The 15197-nt window shown below is 74.7% G+C and carries 15 protein-coding genes; 5 read left to right on the forward strand and 10 right to left on the reverse strand.

The genetic code is table 11. The features are described from left to right. Positions 1–21 precede the first annotated feature (21 nt). Both AB0910_RS06080 and AB0910_RS06085 read left to right on the forward strand, forming a co-directional pair. Positions 22–1023, forward strand: coding sequence for an iron ABC transporter permease (locus AB0910_RS06080; protein WP_366743325.1), 1002 nt, complete (start codon positions 22–24; stop codon positions 1021–1023). Beyond that, positions 1020–1817: an ABC transporter ATP-binding protein gene (locus AB0910_RS06085; protein WP_366743326.1), complete on the forward strand. Its 798-nt coding sequence runs from the start codon at positions 1020–1022 to the stop codon at positions 1815–1817. The genes AB0910_RS06080 and AB0910_RS06085 overlap by 4 nt, the downstream gene beginning before the upstream one ends. A 22-nt stretch (positions 1818–1839) precedes the next feature. Here the strand turns inward: AB0910_RS06085 and AB0910_RS06090 are convergent, their stop codons facing one another. Then, entirely contained in the window at positions 1840–2256 is a 417-nt protein-coding gene (locus AB0910_RS06090) for a DUF4395 domain-containing protein (RefSeq protein ID WP_366743327.1), read from the reverse strand. Positions 2257–2336: 80 nt separating this feature from the next. Between AB0910_RS06090 and AB0910_RS06095 the strand changes: the two genes are divergently transcribed. Next, the gene (locus AB0910_RS06095) at positions 2337–2759 is read left to right on the forward strand and encodes a thioredoxin family protein (protein ID WP_366743328.1); all 423 of its coding nucleotides are present in this window, start codon (positions 2337–2339) and stop codon (positions 2757–2759) included. Positions 2760–2768: 9 nt separating this feature from the next. On the opposite strand, the gene AB0910_RS06100 is transcribed toward AB0910_RS06095, so the two are convergent. The 9 genes from AB0910_RS06100 to AB0910_RS06140 all read right to left on the reverse strand — a co-directional run bounded on the left by AB0910_RS06100 (position 2769) and on the right by AB0910_RS06140 (position 13838). Then, the gene (locus tag AB0910_RS06100; RefSeq protein ID WP_366743329.1) at positions 2769–3668 is read right to left on the reverse strand and encodes a 2-hydroxy-3-oxopropionate reductase; all 900 of its coding nucleotides are present in this window, start codon (positions 3666–3668) and stop codon (positions 2769–2771) included. A 172-nt stretch (positions 3669–3840) separates the two neighbouring features. Then, positions 3841–4527 carry a GntR family transcriptional regulator gene (locus tag AB0910_RS06105; RefSeq protein WP_366743330.1) on the reverse strand — a complete coding sequence of 229 codons (687 nt, stop codon included), beginning with the start codon at positions 4525–4527 and terminating at the stop codon, positions 3841–3843. Positions 4528–4615: 88 nt separating this feature from the next. Beyond that, on the reverse strand, positions 4616–5572 hold the full coding sequence (locus AB0910_RS06110) for a D-2-hydroxyacid dehydrogenase (protein WP_366743331.1): 957 nt from the start codon (positions 5570–5572) through the stop codon (positions 4616–4618). Next, complete coding sequence (locus tag AB0910_RS06115) at positions 5569–6399, reverse strand: carbohydrate ABC transporter permease (RefSeq protein ID WP_366743332.1); 831 nt, start codon at positions 6397–6399, stop codon at positions 5569–5571. Before AB0910_RS06115 ends, AB0910_RS06110 begins: the two co-directional genes overlap by 4 nt. After that, positions 6399–7322, reverse strand: a complete 924-nt coding sequence (locus tag AB0910_RS06120) for a sugar ABC transporter permease (protein WP_366743333.1) — start codon at positions 7320–7322, stop codon at positions 6399–6401. Before AB0910_RS06120 ends, AB0910_RS06115 begins: the two co-directional genes overlap by 1 nt. Continuing rightward, positions 7319–8617: an extracellular solute-binding protein gene (locus AB0910_RS06125; RefSeq protein WP_366743334.1), complete on the reverse strand. Its 1299-nt coding sequence runs from the start codon at positions 8615–8617 to the stop codon at positions 7319–7321. The genes AB0910_RS06120 and AB0910_RS06125 overlap by 4 nt, the downstream gene beginning before the upstream one ends. Before the next feature lie 149 nt (positions 8618–8766). Then, the gene (locus tag AB0910_RS06130; protein ID WP_366743335.1) at positions 8767–10812 is read right to left on the reverse strand and encodes a hypothetical protein; all 2046 of its coding nucleotides are present in this window, start codon (positions 10810–10812) and stop codon (positions 8767–8769) included. Further along, positions 10809–12950 carry a hypothetical protein gene (locus AB0910_RS06135; protein WP_366743336.1) on the reverse strand — a complete coding sequence of 714 codons (2142 nt, stop codon included), beginning with the start codon at positions 12948–12950 and terminating at the stop codon, positions 10809–10811. The genes AB0910_RS06130 and AB0910_RS06135 overlap by 4 nt, the downstream gene beginning before the upstream one ends. A gap of 426 nt (positions 12951–13376) precedes the next feature. Next, positions 13377–13838, reverse strand: coding sequence for a hypothetical protein (locus AB0910_RS06140; protein ID WP_366743337.1), 462 nt, complete (start codon positions 13836–13838; stop codon positions 13377–13379). A 290-nt stretch (positions 13839–14128) separates the two neighbouring features. Between AB0910_RS06140 and AB0910_RS06145 the strand changes: the two genes are divergently transcribed. Together AB0910_RS06145 and AB0910_RS06150 are read left to right on the forward strand one after the other, a co-directional pair. After that, a complete protein-coding gene (locus AB0910_RS06145) occupies positions 14129–14407 on the forward strand; it encodes a hypothetical protein (protein WP_366743338.1) in 279 nt (92 codons plus the stop codon). Between the two features lie 42 nt (positions 14408–14449). Beyond that, on the forward strand, positions 14450–15115 hold the full coding sequence (locus tag AB0910_RS06150; protein ID WP_366743339.1) for a hypothetical protein: 666 nt from the start codon (positions 14450–14452) through the stop codon (positions 15113–15115). Positions 15116–15197: the final 82 nt, after the last annotated feature.

A 15197-nucleotide genomic window follows, 5' to 3' on the forward strand; every position in this document is an offset into this window, starting at 1 on the left:
CCGCGCAGTCGCGCACGCACCGTGCGCCTCTACGGCATCGCGGTCGCGTTCCTCGCGGTCGCGGTCCTGGTGGGCGCCAGTGCGGGCGCGGCCGACCTCGATCCGCTCGGCACGGCCGCCGCGCTGCTCGACCGGCTGCCGTTCGTGCATCTGCCGTCCGGGATGAGCGCGTTGGACCGCGGGGTGCTGTTCCAGATCCGGCTGCCGCGCGTGGTGCTCGGCGCGCTGGTCGGCGGGGCGCTCTCGCTGGCGGGCGCCGGCTACCAGGGCGTGTTCCGCAATCCGCTGGTGGACTCGTCGCTGCTGGGTTCCTCGGCGGGCGCGGGGCTCGGCGCCACGGTCGCCATCGTCGCGCTGGGCGGCGCCGCCTCGCCCGCCGTGCCGGGGGCGGCGTTCGCCGGGTCGCTCGCCGGGGTGGCCCTCGCCTACCTGGCGGGGGTGACCGGCGGCCCCGGCACGTCCACCCTGCTGCTCGCCGGCCTCGCCGTCTCGCTGTTCCTCTCCGCCGTCCAGACGTATGTGCTCCAGCGCTCCAGCCAGGACATCCAGCAGGTCTACTCGTGGCTGCTCGGCTCGCTCTCGGCCGCCACCTGGCACCAGACGGTGCAGATCCTGCCGTATCTGGCGGTCGCCTTCGCGGTGGTGCTGCTGCACGGCCGCCACCTCGACGTGCTGTCCGTGGGCGACGAGGAGAGCCGGGCCCTCGGGCTGCGCCCCGCCGCCGTGCGGCTGGTCGTCGTGGCGGCCTGTGCGCTGGCCGCGGCGAGCGCCGTGGCGGTCAGCGGCCTGATCGGCTTCGTCGGCATCGTCGTGCCGCACGCGGTGCGGCGGCTCGCCGGCACCTCGTACCGCCTCGTGCTCCCGCTCTCCCTCCTCTTCGGCGCCGGGGCCCTGGTGCTCGCCGACGCGGCGGCCCGCACCGCCGTGGCACCGGCCGAGCTGCCGATCGGCGTGGTGACCGCGCTCGTCGGCTCGCCCGCGTTCGTGCTGATCCTGCGGACCACCAGGGCGGTGCGCACATGACGGGCCAGGCGCGGGAGGCCGCGGGGCTCGACGTGTCCCGCCTCTGCGTCGAACTGGCGGGCGCCCCGGTGGTGCGCGAGCTGTCCTGTGCCGTCGCCCCCGGCGGCTGGCTCGCGCTGATCGGTCCGAACGGCGCGGGCAAGTCGACCGCGCTGCGCGCCATGGCGGGTCTCGCCCGGCACACCGGCGCCGTCCGCTTCTGCGGCACCGACCTCGGCCGGCTGCGCAGCAGGGAACGGGCCCGGCTCGTCGCGTACGTGCCCCAAGCCCCGGTGCTGCCGCCGGAGATGACCGTACGGGAGTACGTGCTGCTCGGCCGCACCCCGCACCTCGGGCACCTCGCCAAGCCGGGCGCCCGCGACCGGGAGGCGGCGGCGCGCGCCCTGGGGGCGCTCGACCTCGGCGCGTTCGCCGGCCGCCGCCTGTCCGCGCTCTCCGGCGGCGAGCGGCAGCGCGTCACGCTGGGCCGCGCCCTGGCGCAGGAGCCGCGGCTGCTGCTGCTCGACGAGCCCACCTCCGCGCTCGACCTGGGGCACCAGCAGCACGTGCTCGACCTCGTCGACGACCTGCGCGCGCGGCAGCGGCTCACGGTGGTCACCACCCTGCACGACCTGACCGCCGCGGCGCAGTACGCGGACCGGCTGGTCCTGCTCGACCGCGGCAGGACCGCGGCGGCCGGTCCCCCGGCCGAGGTCGTCACCGAGAGCCTGGTCTCCCGCGTCTACACGGCCCGGGTCGCGGTCGCCCCCGACGCGGCGGGCCGCCCGGTCGTCACCCCGCTGCGCAGGCCCTGACCGGGCGGTTGGGCGGCCGGCCTCATGCCGCGGGCGCGGTGGCCCTGCGCAGCAGGAGGTACATCTCGCAGCCGAGGCAGTACGCGAAGGCCGCGTTGAGGAACGCGGCCGCGAGCGCGCACGCCGTGGCCGCAAGGGCGAGCCAGTCCTGCCCGAAGAGGTAGCCGGCGAGCCCGGCGAGGGAGAAGACGAGGCCCACCCCCTGCGCGAAGCGCGGCGGCCCCGGTGACTCGGTCTCGGCGGGCGGCGCGAGCCTGGGACGTATCAGGAAGCGGAAGAAGAGCCCGTACGGGGACCTCTGGACGCCGAGCGCGGTGCCGAGGGCGAAGCAGAGCGCCTGCCAGGCCAGGAGGCCCGCGCTGCCCGTGAGGAGGACCACGGCGAGCACCACCGTGGTGACGGCGGCCCCGAATCGTGGTCCCCTTGTGTCGATGTGCATGGTCACCATGCTCTCCCGCCCGCGGCCCGGTGGCCCCGGGAGGTGTTTTGCAGTCGTGTGAACTCTCGGAGGCCCTGGACGTGGCTGGGTTGGTCGTGTGTGTGGCGGTGCTGATGGCGGCCGCGGTGTTCGGGCTCGTGCGGCGGCGCACCGAAGGGAGGCTGCGGGCGCGCACCGCGGCCCGTACGCCGGTGGGCGACGCGGGGCGGCTCGCGGCGGCCGACCTGGGCGGGCCGCTCGGGGCCAGGGCCACACTGGTCCAGTTCTCCAGTGAGTTCTGCGCGCCGTGCCGTGCGGTGCGGCGGGTGCTCGAAGAGGTGTCGGCCGAGCACGGCGGCGTGGTGCACGTGGAGCTCGACGCGAGCGAGCACATGCGCCTGGTACGGCTGTTCAATATCCTCAGGACGCCGACGGTGCTGGTGCTCGACCCCGAGGGCCGGGTGGTCGGCAGGAGCACGGGCCGGGTGCGCAAGGACGAGCTGGTCGCCGCCGTCGCCGGGTGACCCGGGCCCTCACTCGTCGGCCGACAGCTCGTTCTCCCGCCCCGAGAGGCGCTCCACCTGGAGGAGCAGCGCCGAGTGGTCGAGGTGGCCCGCGCCCTGGGCGCGCAGCGAGCCAAGCAGCCCGGCCGCCGCGGCGCCGAGGGGGACGGCCACGCCCGCCTCGCGGGCGGCGGCGGTCACGATGCCCATGTCCTTGTGGTGCAGGTCGACGCGGAAGCCGGGCTCGAAGGCGCGGTCCAGCATCGCCGGGCCCTTGCGGTCGAGCACGGCGCTGCCCGCGAGGCCGCCCGCGAGCACGGTGGTGGCCTTCGCCGGGTCGACGCCGTGTGCGGAGAGGAACACCAGTGCCTCGGCGAGGAGTTCGAGGGTGCCGGCGACGATGAGCTGGTTGGCGGCCTTCACGGTCTGGCCGGAGCCCGGCGGCCCGACGTGGACGACCGTCTTCCCCACGGCGGTGAGGATCGGCAGCGCGCGCTCGAACGCGGCCGGACTGCCGCCCACCATGACGGACAGCGTGCCCGCCACGGCCCCGGCCTCGCCGCCGCTGACCGGCGCGTCGAGGGCGTCGAGCCCCTTCGCGGCCGCGGCGTCCGCGACCGCGGCTGACGCGTCGGGCCTGATGGTGCTCGCGTCGATGAGCAGCGCTCCGCTGCGGGCGTTCTCCAGGACGCCGCCGGGCCCGAGTACCACGTCCTGCACGTCGGGGGTGTCGGGGAGCATCGTGATCACGACGTCGGCCTGGCCGACGGCGTCCGCGACCGTCGCCGCCGAGCGGCCGCCCTGCTCGGCGAGGAGCCGCGCCCGGGCGGGCGAGCGGTTCACGCCGACGACGTCGTGCCCGGCTCCGACGAGGTTCTTCGCCATCGGCAGCCCCATCACCCCGAGACCGATGAACGCGATCGTCTCCATGCCGCTCCTTCCGCCGCGACGCGTGCCCGTCGCCGTGCGTCACCCGGCAGGGGTTCTGCGCCAACTCACTGTGATGCCTGACAAGTTTACTTCCCTGGCAAGTGACGCGTCAGTCCCCCGGCGCTGCCGGTGTGCGGGACCATCTGACAACGGGCCTCGCGCGCAGGGGGTCTCACACCGGCTCCTGCTGCCCGTCCGGTTCGGCGCGCGCGGCGAGCAGCCGCTCGCGCGCGTGGTCGAGGTGGTCGCGCAGGCGGGTGCGTGCCGCCTCCGGGTCGCCCGCGCGGATGGCGTCGAGCACGGCGGCGTGCTCGGCCGCCACGGTCTCGGGATCCGTGGTCCTGTGGGCCTGGTACTGGCCCATGCTCAGCTGCACCTCGCCCAGGATGACGTGGTGCATCCGGGAGAGCCGGGAGCTGCCGGTGCCGTCCACCAGCGCCGAGTGGAAGGCGATGTCGGCCTCCACCTGGGCGTCGAAGGTGCGGTCGCGGGCGGCGAGTTCCATCGCGGCCTGGGCCTGCTCGGCTCCGGCGGGGACCGAGCGCCCGGCCGCGAGCGCGGCGACGGCCGCCTCCTCGACGGTGGCGCGGCTGAGGAACAGGTCCCTGATCTCCGCCTCGTCGAGCCGGGGCACGACCGCCGTCTTATGCGCCGACCTGCGCAGCAGGCCCCCGACCACGAGGCGTTCGAGGCACGCCTTGGCGGTGGGCCGCGCCACGTCGTACTCGGTCGCGATGCGCACCTCGGTGAGCTTCTCACCGGCCTTGATGTCACCGGTGACGATGCGGCGCCGCACCGACTCGTACAGCGCCTCGGTCAGCGAGGAGGGGCCGACCCGGAAACGTGTTTCGTTCGCCACGGCCTCAGTCTGTCACAGTCAGACAAGTGCACCCGCCAGACCGTGTGCGTCTCCCCGGGTGTACGTCTGCCCGGTGTGCGGCGGGTGTTCAGTAGCCGGCCTCCTGGTCCACCACGTTGAGCAGCGGCTCGCCCGCGGCGAAGCGGCGGAGGTTGGCGAGGAGGACGGCGTGGCCGCGGTCCGCGGTGGCCCGGGTGGTGGCGCCGTTGTGCGGCGTGACGATCACCCCGGGCAGCTCCCACAGGGGGCTCTCGGGCGGCAGGGGCTCCGTCGCGTACGCGTCGAGGCCGGCGCCGGCGAGCCGTCCCGCGCGCAGCGCGTCGATGAGCGCGGCCTCGTCCACGATGCCGCCGCGCGAGACGCAGACGAGGAACGCCGTGGGCTTCATCAGGGCGAGTTCGGCGGCGCCGAGCAGGTGCGCGGTGGCGGGGGTGCGCGGCGCGGTGACGACCAGGAAGTCGGCCGCCGCGAGGACCTCGGGCAGCCCCTCGGGGCCGTGCACCTCGTCCACACCTGGCGCGGGCAGTCCTGGGCGGCGCCGGACGCCGAGCACCCGCATGTGGCAGGCGCGGGCCTTCGCCGCGAGGTCGAGGCCGCTGTGCCCGAGGCCGACGACGCCGAGGACGCGGCCCGCGAGTTCGCCGTGGGTGTGCCGGTCCCAGCGGTGTTCCGCCTGGGCGCGGGCCCAGCGCGGGGCGTCCCTGCTGAGCATCAGCATGAGCAGCAGGGCGTGTTCGGCGAGCGGCACCGCGCCGTTGCCGGCCGACGAGGTCAGCACGGCTCCGGAGGCCCGTAGTTCGGGGGAGAGTTCGGCGTCGACGCCGGCCGCCTGGCTGTGCACCCAGCGCAGCCGCCCGGCCGTGCCGAGCAGGTGCGGCGGCACCCGGCCGACGACCGCTTCGGCCGTGGCGAGCGCCCCTCCGGCCGCCGCAGCGTCCGGGGCGAAGACCACGGCGGCCGGCTCGGCCGCGGCCCTGATCTCCGCTCGGCGCCGCGCGTCGTTCTCGCCCGTCACCACGATGAGCGGGGCGCCGGGGCCGCTCACTTCATCCCCGTGGTGGCGATGCCGCGGATCAGGTGCTTCTGCGCGAAGGCGAAGAAGGCCAGGATCGGCAGGAGGGAGATCACCGACATGGCGAACAGCATGCCGATGCCGCTCTGGTTCTCCGCCGAGACCATGGAGTTGAGCGCCACGGGCACGGTGAAGGCGCCGGTGCGGGTGAGGTAGACGAGCGGCACGAAGAAGTCGTTCCACGTCCAGATGAACGTGAAGATGGTGGTGGTCGCGAGCGCGGGCCTCATCAGCGGCAGCACCACGTTCCAGAACGTGCGGTACGGACCGGCGCCGTCGATCCACGCGGCGCGGTCCAGGTCGCGCGGGATGGTGCGGATGAACTGCACCATCAGGAAGACGAAGAAGGCGTCGGTGCCGAGGAACTTCGGCAGCAGCAGCGGTACGTACGTGTTCACGAGGTGCAGCCGGGAGAAGACGATGTACTGCGGGATGATCAGCGCGTGGATCGGCAGCATCACCGCGCCCAGGGTGATGGCGAGGTAGGTCTTGCGGGCGCGGAACTCCAGGCGCGCCAGGGCGTAGGCGGTGAGCGAGCAGGAGAAGAGGTTGCCGACGATGGCGCCCACGGAGACGATCAGGGAGTTGACGAAGAAAACCGAGAAGGGCTGGCTGAGGACGTTCCAGCCGTCGGGGAAGTTGCGGAGGGTCGGCTTGTGCGGCACCAGGCCGGGTTCCGAGAGCACCAGGTTGCCGGGTTTGAAGGCGCTGACGAGCATCCACAGCAGGGGGTAGAGCATCAGCAGGACGAACGCGCCGAGCGCGGTGTGGGTGAGGGTGGAGCGCAGCCGGGTGCTCATCATTCGTCTCCGTAGAAGACCCAGTACTTCGACGCCAGGAAGTGGCCGGCGGTGATGACGCCGATGACGGCCATCAGCACCCAGGCGAGCGCGGAGGCGTATCCCATGTCGAAGTTCACGAAGCCCTGCTTGTAGAGGTACAGGGTGTAGAAGAGGGTCGAGTCGGACGGTCCCCCTGTGCCCTTGCTGACGATGTCGGCCTGGGTGAAGGACTGGAAGGCGCCGATGGTCTGGAGGATCAGGTTGAAGAAGATGATCGGTGTCAGCAGGGGCACCGTGATGTGCCGGAACTGCCGCCAGAGGCGGGCGCCGTCGACCCGGGCGGCCTCGTAGAGGTCGTCGGGTATCTGCCGGAGCCCGGCGAGGAAGATGACCATGGGGGACCCGAACGCCCAGACGTGCAGCAGGATCAGGGTGGCGAGTGCGGTGGCCGGGTCCTGGAGCCAGCTGTGCCCGTGGACGCCGATCAGGGAGAGGGCGCGGTTGACGAGTCCCGTGTCGCCGAAGATCTGCCGCCACAGGATGGCGACGGCCACACTGGCCCCGAGCAGCGAGGGCAGGTAGAACGCGCTGCGGTAGAACGCCAGCGCGCGCAGCCCCCGGTCGAGTACGAGTGCCAGCAGCAGGGCGAAGGCGAGTTGGAGCGGCACCGACACCGCCACGTAGATCAGTGTGACCCGGGCGGCGTGCCAGAACTGGGTGTCCTGGGCCATCCGCCGGAAGTTATCGAGGCCGGTGAAGTGCGGTGAGGCCAGGATGTCGTAGTCGGTGAAGGCGAGGTAGAGGGAGGCGAGCAGGGGCACGGCCGTGATGAGCACGAGGCCGAGCTGCCAGGGGATCAGGAAGACGTGTGCGGCGCGCCCCTGCCGGTGCAGGTGGGAGACGGCGCCGCCGGGGGACTTGACGGTCCGCCTGGCGCTCATCCGCGCTCCAGGTCGGCCCGGACACGGGAGATCATCTCGCGGGCTCCGTCCTTCGGTGAGGTGCTGCCGAGTGCGATGTCGCCGCCCACCTGGGTCATGGTGTCGCGCCAGGTGTTGGCGCCGGGCGGCGCCTCGAAGCGGCCGCCCAGCTGCGGGGACGCCTCGTCGGCCGCGACCAGGTCGAGCATCTCGGTCTCGTCGCGGGTGGCGTGGGGGCGGTAGGCGGCGACGACGGCGCGGTTGGCCGGCGCGCCCATCGAGAGCCCCGTGCGCAGCGGCATGACCGCGTTGTTGACGTTGAAGTCGAGCAGCAGCCCGGCGGCGTGCAGCAGGGAGCGGTCGATCTCGCCGGAGATCGCCATGCGCGGCCAGTAGAGGAACTTGTGGTGGGCGGCGGCGCCCGGCGCGACGGGCGCGGGGCGCAGCCTGAAGCGGTACTGGGGGAACATCTTGGCCTCGTCGACGATGTGGTTGGAGTCGCCGAAGTTGGCGAGGACCTTGCCGCCCACGGTGGGCCAGTCGAAGGCCATGCCCTCCTGCTCGCTCATGCTGAGCGCGGCGCCGGCGCGGCGCAGCTTCTCCCACCACTCGAACCAGGAGGCGAGCCCGTCCTCGGTGAAGCCGATGCGCCCGTCCTCGGTCCACAGCTGCTCGCCGTGCTGCCGCAGCCACGACTCGAAGGGCAGGTCGATGTCGGACCTGTAGGGCAGCGCCTTGCGGCCGTGGGTGTTGTGTCTGCTGTAGTCGACGAGGAGTTCGGCGAGCTTGTCCCAGGTCCAGCCGGGGCTGTCGCCCTCGGGGAAGTCGATCCCGTCCTGCCGGGCGAAGTCCTCGTTGAAGCGGAACGCGGAGACGTAGGTGCCGAGGGGCAGGGTGTCGAGGGCCCCGCCGAGCCGGAACGACTCCAGCTGGCCCGGTGTGTAGTCGGTGAGGCGCAGTGTGGGGATGCCGTCGAGGCGGTGGTAGAGCTTGTTCTTGCCGTACGTGCCCACTTGGGGCGAGGCGATCCAGAAGACGTCCGGCAGGTCGTGCGCGGCGATCATCGTGGTCATCCGCTCCTGGGCGGGCGCGTAGGAGGCGAACTCCGGGACGACGCCGATGGTGCGGTGGGCCGCGGAGAACGCGTCGAAGCCCCTGGTGTACGTCTTCAGCCGGATGTTGTCGCCCCAGAAGGCGTAGCGCAGCGAGGTGTGGCCGTCCCAGGTGCCGCTGTCGTCCCTGCCGACGCCGCAGGCCGCGGCCAGGCCGCCGGCGAGGGCGGCCGCACCGGCCTTCAGCAGAACCCTGCGCTCCATCGCGCTCTCCCGTCGTCGCGGTCCCTGCGTCGTGGCCGGGTGGGTGGGTCGATGTGGTCATTGCACTGCCGAGCCGATTGCCCGTCAAGAGTTCTTGCATACTTGTTTGACAATATTCTGACGACCGGTGAGCGGCCCGGCCGTGTGCCTCACCCGCGGGCCGTCAGCACCTCGAAGAGGCCGAGGCGCGGCAGGACGACCCTGGCCCCCTCGGCGGTGCGCTCCACCGGCAGGGACCGGCCGGCGCAGAGCGCCTCGACCTCGGCGGGCGCGTCCTGCCACGGCAGTGTCAGCCCGCACTCCCCCAGCGGGAGCGGCGCGAGGAACCGCCCGGCGGCGTCCCCGCTGCGGTTGAGCACGTGCGCCACCCGGCCGGCGGCGGACCTGCCGAGGACGATCTCGGCCCGGTCGGGCAGCTCCGTCGCCACCGCGAGCCCCGCGCCGCCCGCCTCGATCGCCCGGTCGGCGACCAGGTCGCGCAGCGCGCCGAGCCCGAGCTCCAGGTAGCCGAGGCCCGGGTGCCAGGGCAGCGCCGCCACCCGGCCCCCGCCGTACGCGGCGGCGACCAGGCCGGGGTGCGGCAGCGGTCGCGCACCGTGGCACTTCTCCGGCGGCCCGTACGGGTGCCGGGAGAGCGCGTGCAGCGCGGTCGCCGAGCCGCGCCGCGGCTCGACCACGTGGAAGGCGCCGGTCACCGGGAGGTACGGCTCCGGTGTGCCGTCGCCGCTCAGGTGCAGCGAGCGGGTGGGCTCCTCGCCCTCCCAGCCGGCCCGCACGCGCGCGTACGGCAGCCACGCGGGGACGCCGTCACCGCCGAGCCCGGTGCCCCCGGTGGCCAGTACGGCGCCGCCGCCCGCCGCATGGGCCCCGACCGCGTCGCTCTCGCCCGGCGCGAGCGGGGCGAGGTCGGGCAGCACGAGCAGCCGGTAGCGGCCGAGCGACGCCGTCGCGCGGTGTCCCGCGCCCTGCGGCACGCGGCCGCCCATCTCGGCGAGCGCATCCTGGGGGACGACGTCGAAGGGTATGTGCCGTTCCTGGAGGGCGAGATACACCCCGCGGAACTCGCCGAGCGCGCGCTCGGCCCGCTCGGGCGCCGCCCGGTCGGCCGCCGGGCGCACCAGCAGCACGGGGGCGTCGGGGCGCAGGTCGCGGTAGACCTCGGCGTGGTCCCGGTGGAAGCGGGTGACGCGGGCGGCGGCGCCGAGGCAGCCGTAGGCCGCCGTGTCGGGCGTGCCCATCACGTACGTGGACGGGTTGGCGCCCCTGGACACCGCCTGCACCAGGTACTGCGCGAAGTGGTGCGGGTCCTCGCCGCCCCAGCGGTAGGGCATGTCGAGGAACGCCACCGCGTTCACCAGCACCGGCACCCCGGGCCTGCGGGACTTGGCCGCGCTCACCGCCTCGGCGGCCGCGTGGTGCCACAGGGGGCGGCCCACCGCGTTGTTGGCCTCGTGGAAGACGACGTCGGCGCGGTCCCCGAGGATGAGCGCGGCTCCTGGGCGCCGCCGCGCGACATGGGCCCTGATCCGCGCGGTGAGTTCGTCGAGCGCGGCGCGCGCCAGCCGCCGCCAGGCCGCATAGCCGGGGTCGGCGGGCCCCGCGGGGAGCGGGGTGCGCGCGCCGTGCTCCGCCGCCCATCGCTCCCGGCACCCGGGGCAGTGGCAGACGCCGCGGTAACGCCTGCTGTAGTCCACCTCGTTGAAGGACATCCAGTTGAGGAAGAAGCCCGCGACGCCGTAGCGGTCGAGCACCTCGGTGAGGACGTCGAACAGCCGCTCCTGGTAGTAGGGCCCGTGCGGGCAGACGCTCACCAGCCCGTTGTAGACCTGCCGTTCGCCCGCCGCGTCGACGAAGCACCACTCAGGGTCGGCCTCCGCGCGCGCGTGGTCCACCTTGGAGAAGTCCATCCTGGCGAGCACCCGCACACCGCGCCGCGCGGCCGCCGCGACCGCGTCCCCGACGAGGTCTCCGGAGGCGCGCCGCGCGAGCGCCGGATTGCGGGTCTGGAAGCCCAGCCCCGTGGGGTAGTTGGAGACGATGCCGCCGACGCTCAGCAGCCAGGTGTCGGCGCCGAAGTCCTCGATGAAGTCCAGCACCCGCTCGACGTCGAGGCCCGCGTCGGTCTCGCGCAGGTTCGTCTGGAACATCCTGAACGGCTCGCGCCACCAGGGCGCGGGCCCGCCGGGCGCGCTCACCCCGCACCGCCCGGCGCCGCCTCCCGCTGCCAGTCGAACCGCACCACCTCGATCAGCCCGGCCCCCGGCACGGTCACGTCGGCGCGTCCCGCCGCGACGCGCACCCGCGCCTCCTCGTCGGCGACGAGGAGGCGCGCCGCTGCCCCCCGCACCCCGGGCGGCAGCGCCACCGAGACGGTCTGCGGCGGGAGTTGCTGCACGGAGCTGCGCGTGCCGCGCATCGCGGCCGGGTCGTTGATGTTCACCAGCGCCACGCTCAGCGCGCCGGGGCCCTCGCGCACCGCCACGTCCACCAGCCCCTCCCCCTCCACGCGGACCGCGGGCGGGGCGCCGAGCGCCCAGCGCACCGCGTTCGCCAGCAGCCGCGCGTGGTCCTCCTGGAGCGCCTCCCAGTACACGGCGCCCAGGTCGAACGCCACGTACACGGTGCGCCCGCCGCCCTCTCGGCGGCGGCAGACCACCGCGGGCGCCTCGGGCTCCGCGCGCGGGTAGACCTCCTCCATCGGCAGGTCGGGGAAGTCCGGCACGAAGCGGAAGGGCACCTCGGTGTCCTCGGCCGCCACCGCGTCCAGCACACTGCTGCCGCCGATGATCCGCGCCGCGCCGCCGTAGCCCTCGTGCAGCGGGTGTGCGGGCCCGGTGAGCGCCGCGTACTTGTTGCGCACCGCGCGCGGCGGTCCCGCGAGGCGCACGCCGAGCAGCTCGCCGAGCGCCGAGTCGTGCCGCTCGGCGCCTTCTTCGTCGAGCAGCCCGGCGCCGTGCAGCGCGACGAGCCCGCCGCCGCCGGCCACATGGCCGCGGATCAGGGCGAGTTGGCCGGGCCCCAGCCGCTCGGCACCGGTCAGGACGAGGACCCGGTGCCGCGCGAGCCGCTCGGCGCTCAGCGCGTCGTCGGAGATCAGCTCGAACGGGATGCGGGCCGCAGTCAACGCCTGGTGCACACCGTCCTGGTGGCCCTCGCGCAGCTGCTCGCGGCCGGTGCGGTGGGGCGGCGCGGGGGCGTCGAGCACGGCGACGTCGGCGGCGGGCGCGAGCGCGGCGAGGGCGGGTTCGATGCGGGCGTGCAGGCGGAACAGGTCGGCCACCGGCGCCACCCAGCGGCGGTCGGGCACCGTCGCGTTGAACTTGGTCACCCAGGGGTTGATGCCGTGCGCGAAACCGTCCGCCATCCAGGTCAGCACCTCGGCGGGCGGCGCCACCGAGTCCTTCCAGCGGTGCCGGTGCTCGGGGCCGACCGAGGCGATCAGCTGGGCCGGGCGGTCGGCGTGGACGGCCCGGCTGCGCCGCGCCAACTGGCCCGCGGTCCAGAGGGGTTCTGTACCGGAGCGGCCCTGTCTGTCGATGACGAAGAACGGCGAGTGCCGCTCGGCGACCACCGGGTCGAGGTCGCGTACGGTCGTCGCGCCCAGGTTGGGGATGAACGAGGCGTGCGGGCGCTCCTGTTTGACCGCCGCGTCCCAGCGGGCCACAAGACCGCCGAGCAGGCGGCGCCGCCACGCGCCGTACGCGGCACGCACCGGGTCGGGCCCGGCCGGCCCGGGCTCCTCCGGGGGCAGTTCGCAGCCGCTCTCCGCGCGGAAGGAGCGGCGCGCGGCCTCGCTGTACGAGATGCCGCCGTGCCCGTCCCAGCGGTTGGCGAAGACCGCGTCGACGTCGTAGTCGCGGACGATCTCGCGGGCCACCTCGGTGACGAACTGCCGGTGGTAGTCGCCAGCGGGGCAGGTCAGCCACGCGCCGGGATACGCCCAGTGCTCCAGCGGGCGGCCCTCGGGGTCGCACGCCAGCCACTCGGGGTGCGCCCGGGCGGCGTCCGCGTGCACGGCGTGCGGGTCGACGCGCGCCATCACGTGCAGGCCGAGGCGGCGCGCGCCCTCGACGAGGGTGCCGAAGGGGTCCGTGTCTCCCAGGTACGCGCTGCGGTGGTGGAAGGGGATGCGCGTCGGATAGTAGGCGATGTAGCCGCCCGCGCTGAGGCAGAGCGCGTTGGCCCGGCTCTCGCGCATCAGGTCGAGCCAGAAGCCGGCGTCGAAGTGGGCGGGGTCGTCCTCGGCGAGGGTGAGCTGGATCCAGCGGGTCGCGGTGCGCACCCAGGCGGGCGTCCTCGCGGGGGTGGCGGGCGGTGCCGTGACATCGGACAAGAGCGGCCTCCCGTGGTCGAAGTCACCTCAGTAGAGCATCTTGTCAGACAAGTACACAAGCCTGTCGCATCAGGTCGGCGTACGACGCCCCCGGTGTCCGCCTGCCCGACCGTGGCGTGCCCGTCGCCGCGCACCGCAGACCTGACCGAGGTGCGCACCGCCGCGCGCGATCGGCGACCCGCGCGGTTACGTGGAGACGCTGGAGCCCTACCTGGACCGTGTGAAGTGGACCGCAGGCACCCAGCGCCTGCCGCCGCACTCACAGGTGCGCGAGATCAACAACTACCTGCACGCCAACGGCATCGAGGTCTCCAGCGGCGGGGCGCCCGCCGCCGTGGGCAGCGGACGACCGCGCGGAGCCCCTGGGCGTCGTCCGGGCGGAATGCCCTGCCGCGCTCCGGCAGCCGGGGCGGTCCCGGTCGCCGGTCAGCTGCTGGAAGCGGCGGCTGCCGTCGCCGCGCTCCTGCGCCGCCACAGCGTGAGCACCACCAGACCGGTGAAGACCTGGAGGGGCGCGGGCACGTCGGAGAGGTCGGCGGTCAGCCCGCCGCGCAGGCCGCTGCGCCGGAACTCGCCGACGCTGCGCCCGCCGAGCAGCAGCCGCCTGCGCCCGCGCAGGCCGGTGGCGCGGGTCAGCTCGTACTCCGCCCCCTCGCCGACGATGCGCCAGTGCGCGCCCTCGCGCGTGGCGGAGGCCCGTACCCGCTCCCCCGCCAGCATCTCGAAGCTCCTCCCCCAGCCGGCGGAGCGCAGCACGAGGGTCTCCCCCGCCAGCTCGATCTCGCCGCCCGACCGCAGGGCGCGGGCCGACCAGCGCGCCACCGGCTCGCCGTCGAGCAGCACCTGACAGCTCCGTCCGGCGAACCGCTCCGGCCTGATCTCCAGCATCGGGACCTCCCGGGTCCGGGGCGGGGCGCTCCGGTGCGCGTCCGCTTCCTTGAGGGCGTCTGCCCGCCACCGCCCGCGGGATGCCGGACGAGCGCGGCGCGGTGTGCGGCCGCCGGGTCCCCGGCCGGCACCGCCGGGTCCCCGGCCGGTTCAGAGCGGGCCGGCCACCTTCCAGACGCGGACGAGCACGTCGAGCTGTGCGGGGTTGCAGAGGTCGGGCATCGCGCCGGCGACGGGCCGGCGGCGATCCCTCGCAGATCCACAAGATCTACGGGGCCGTCCTGGTCCCCGTGTTCCTCACCGAGCTGGTCCTGGTGCTCGTGCTGCGCGGGCGCCAGGGGCGCACGCTCGCCGCCTCGCTGCCGGCGCCCGCGGGGCGGCGCGGCGGCGGGCGGGCCGCCGCACGTCCCTGGCCACCGCCCGCTTACCAGGCGGCGGTGAGCGGTCCCGGCATCGGACCGGCACGCGCGCGCACCGCGCGGGACCAGGACGCGCTCGCCGGACAGGCGCGGCACACGGCGGCGCCGCGCGGCCCGTGGTCTGCTGGCCGTCGGACGGCTGACGGCTGACGGCTGACGGCTGACGGCTGACGGCACAGGGACGGGACGGCGATGAGCGGGAATCCCGACGCGGGCGCGCGCCGCGGGCGGCTGCGCTTCGACGGATGGATCGCCGGCACCGGCACGGCGTCGGGCACGCGGCTCGTGCTCGGGCACTGGCCGCGCTCGCCCTTCGGCGCGTTCAGCGACGTGATGGCCGAGCGCCCCGACGGCCACCGGCTGCTCCTCGCGCCCACCCGGGAGGCCGCCGGCTTCGTCGCGGCCACCTATCTCTTCGACACCGTCCTTGTGGTGCCGGTCGCGGTGACGGCGTCCGGGCCGAGCTGGACCGTCGCCGCGGGCCCGCTCGCCTGGCGCTTCACCGCGGGCCGCAGGGGGCCGCTCGGGCTTGCCCTGCGCGCCGTGCCGGGGCCGCTCGCCCGCCGCCCCGCGTGGAGCGCGCTGACGGACCTCCCGGCCCGCGTCCTGCTCGACGGCGTCCGTACGCGCGGCACCGCGGGCGGCGGGCGCCGCGAGTGGTACGGCGCCAGGGACCTGCGGCCGCTGGCCGCGGTCTCGGCCTCCTGGGACGGCACCGGCCTCGGCCCGATGGCGCGGATCGAGCCGCCCGTGCGCTTCGGCTTCGGCTCGGTGCCGCCGGCCCCCTCGCTCGTTCGCGTCACCACCACGGTCGAACTGCCGGGCCCGCCCAACACCCAGGCATCAGGGGGGCTTTGAGGCCGGGGTTCGCCACCGCGCACCGCGCTGCGGCCCGCACGCGCCGATCCGGGGCGTCGGGGGGTCGTCGACGGAATGCGGG

Origin of the sequence: Streptomyces sp. NPDC047002 (assembly GCF_040704505.1) — a bacterium.
In the GTDB taxonomy this organism is placed as follows: Bacteria; Actinomycetota; Actinomycetes; order Streptomycetales; family Streptomycetaceae; genus Streptomyces.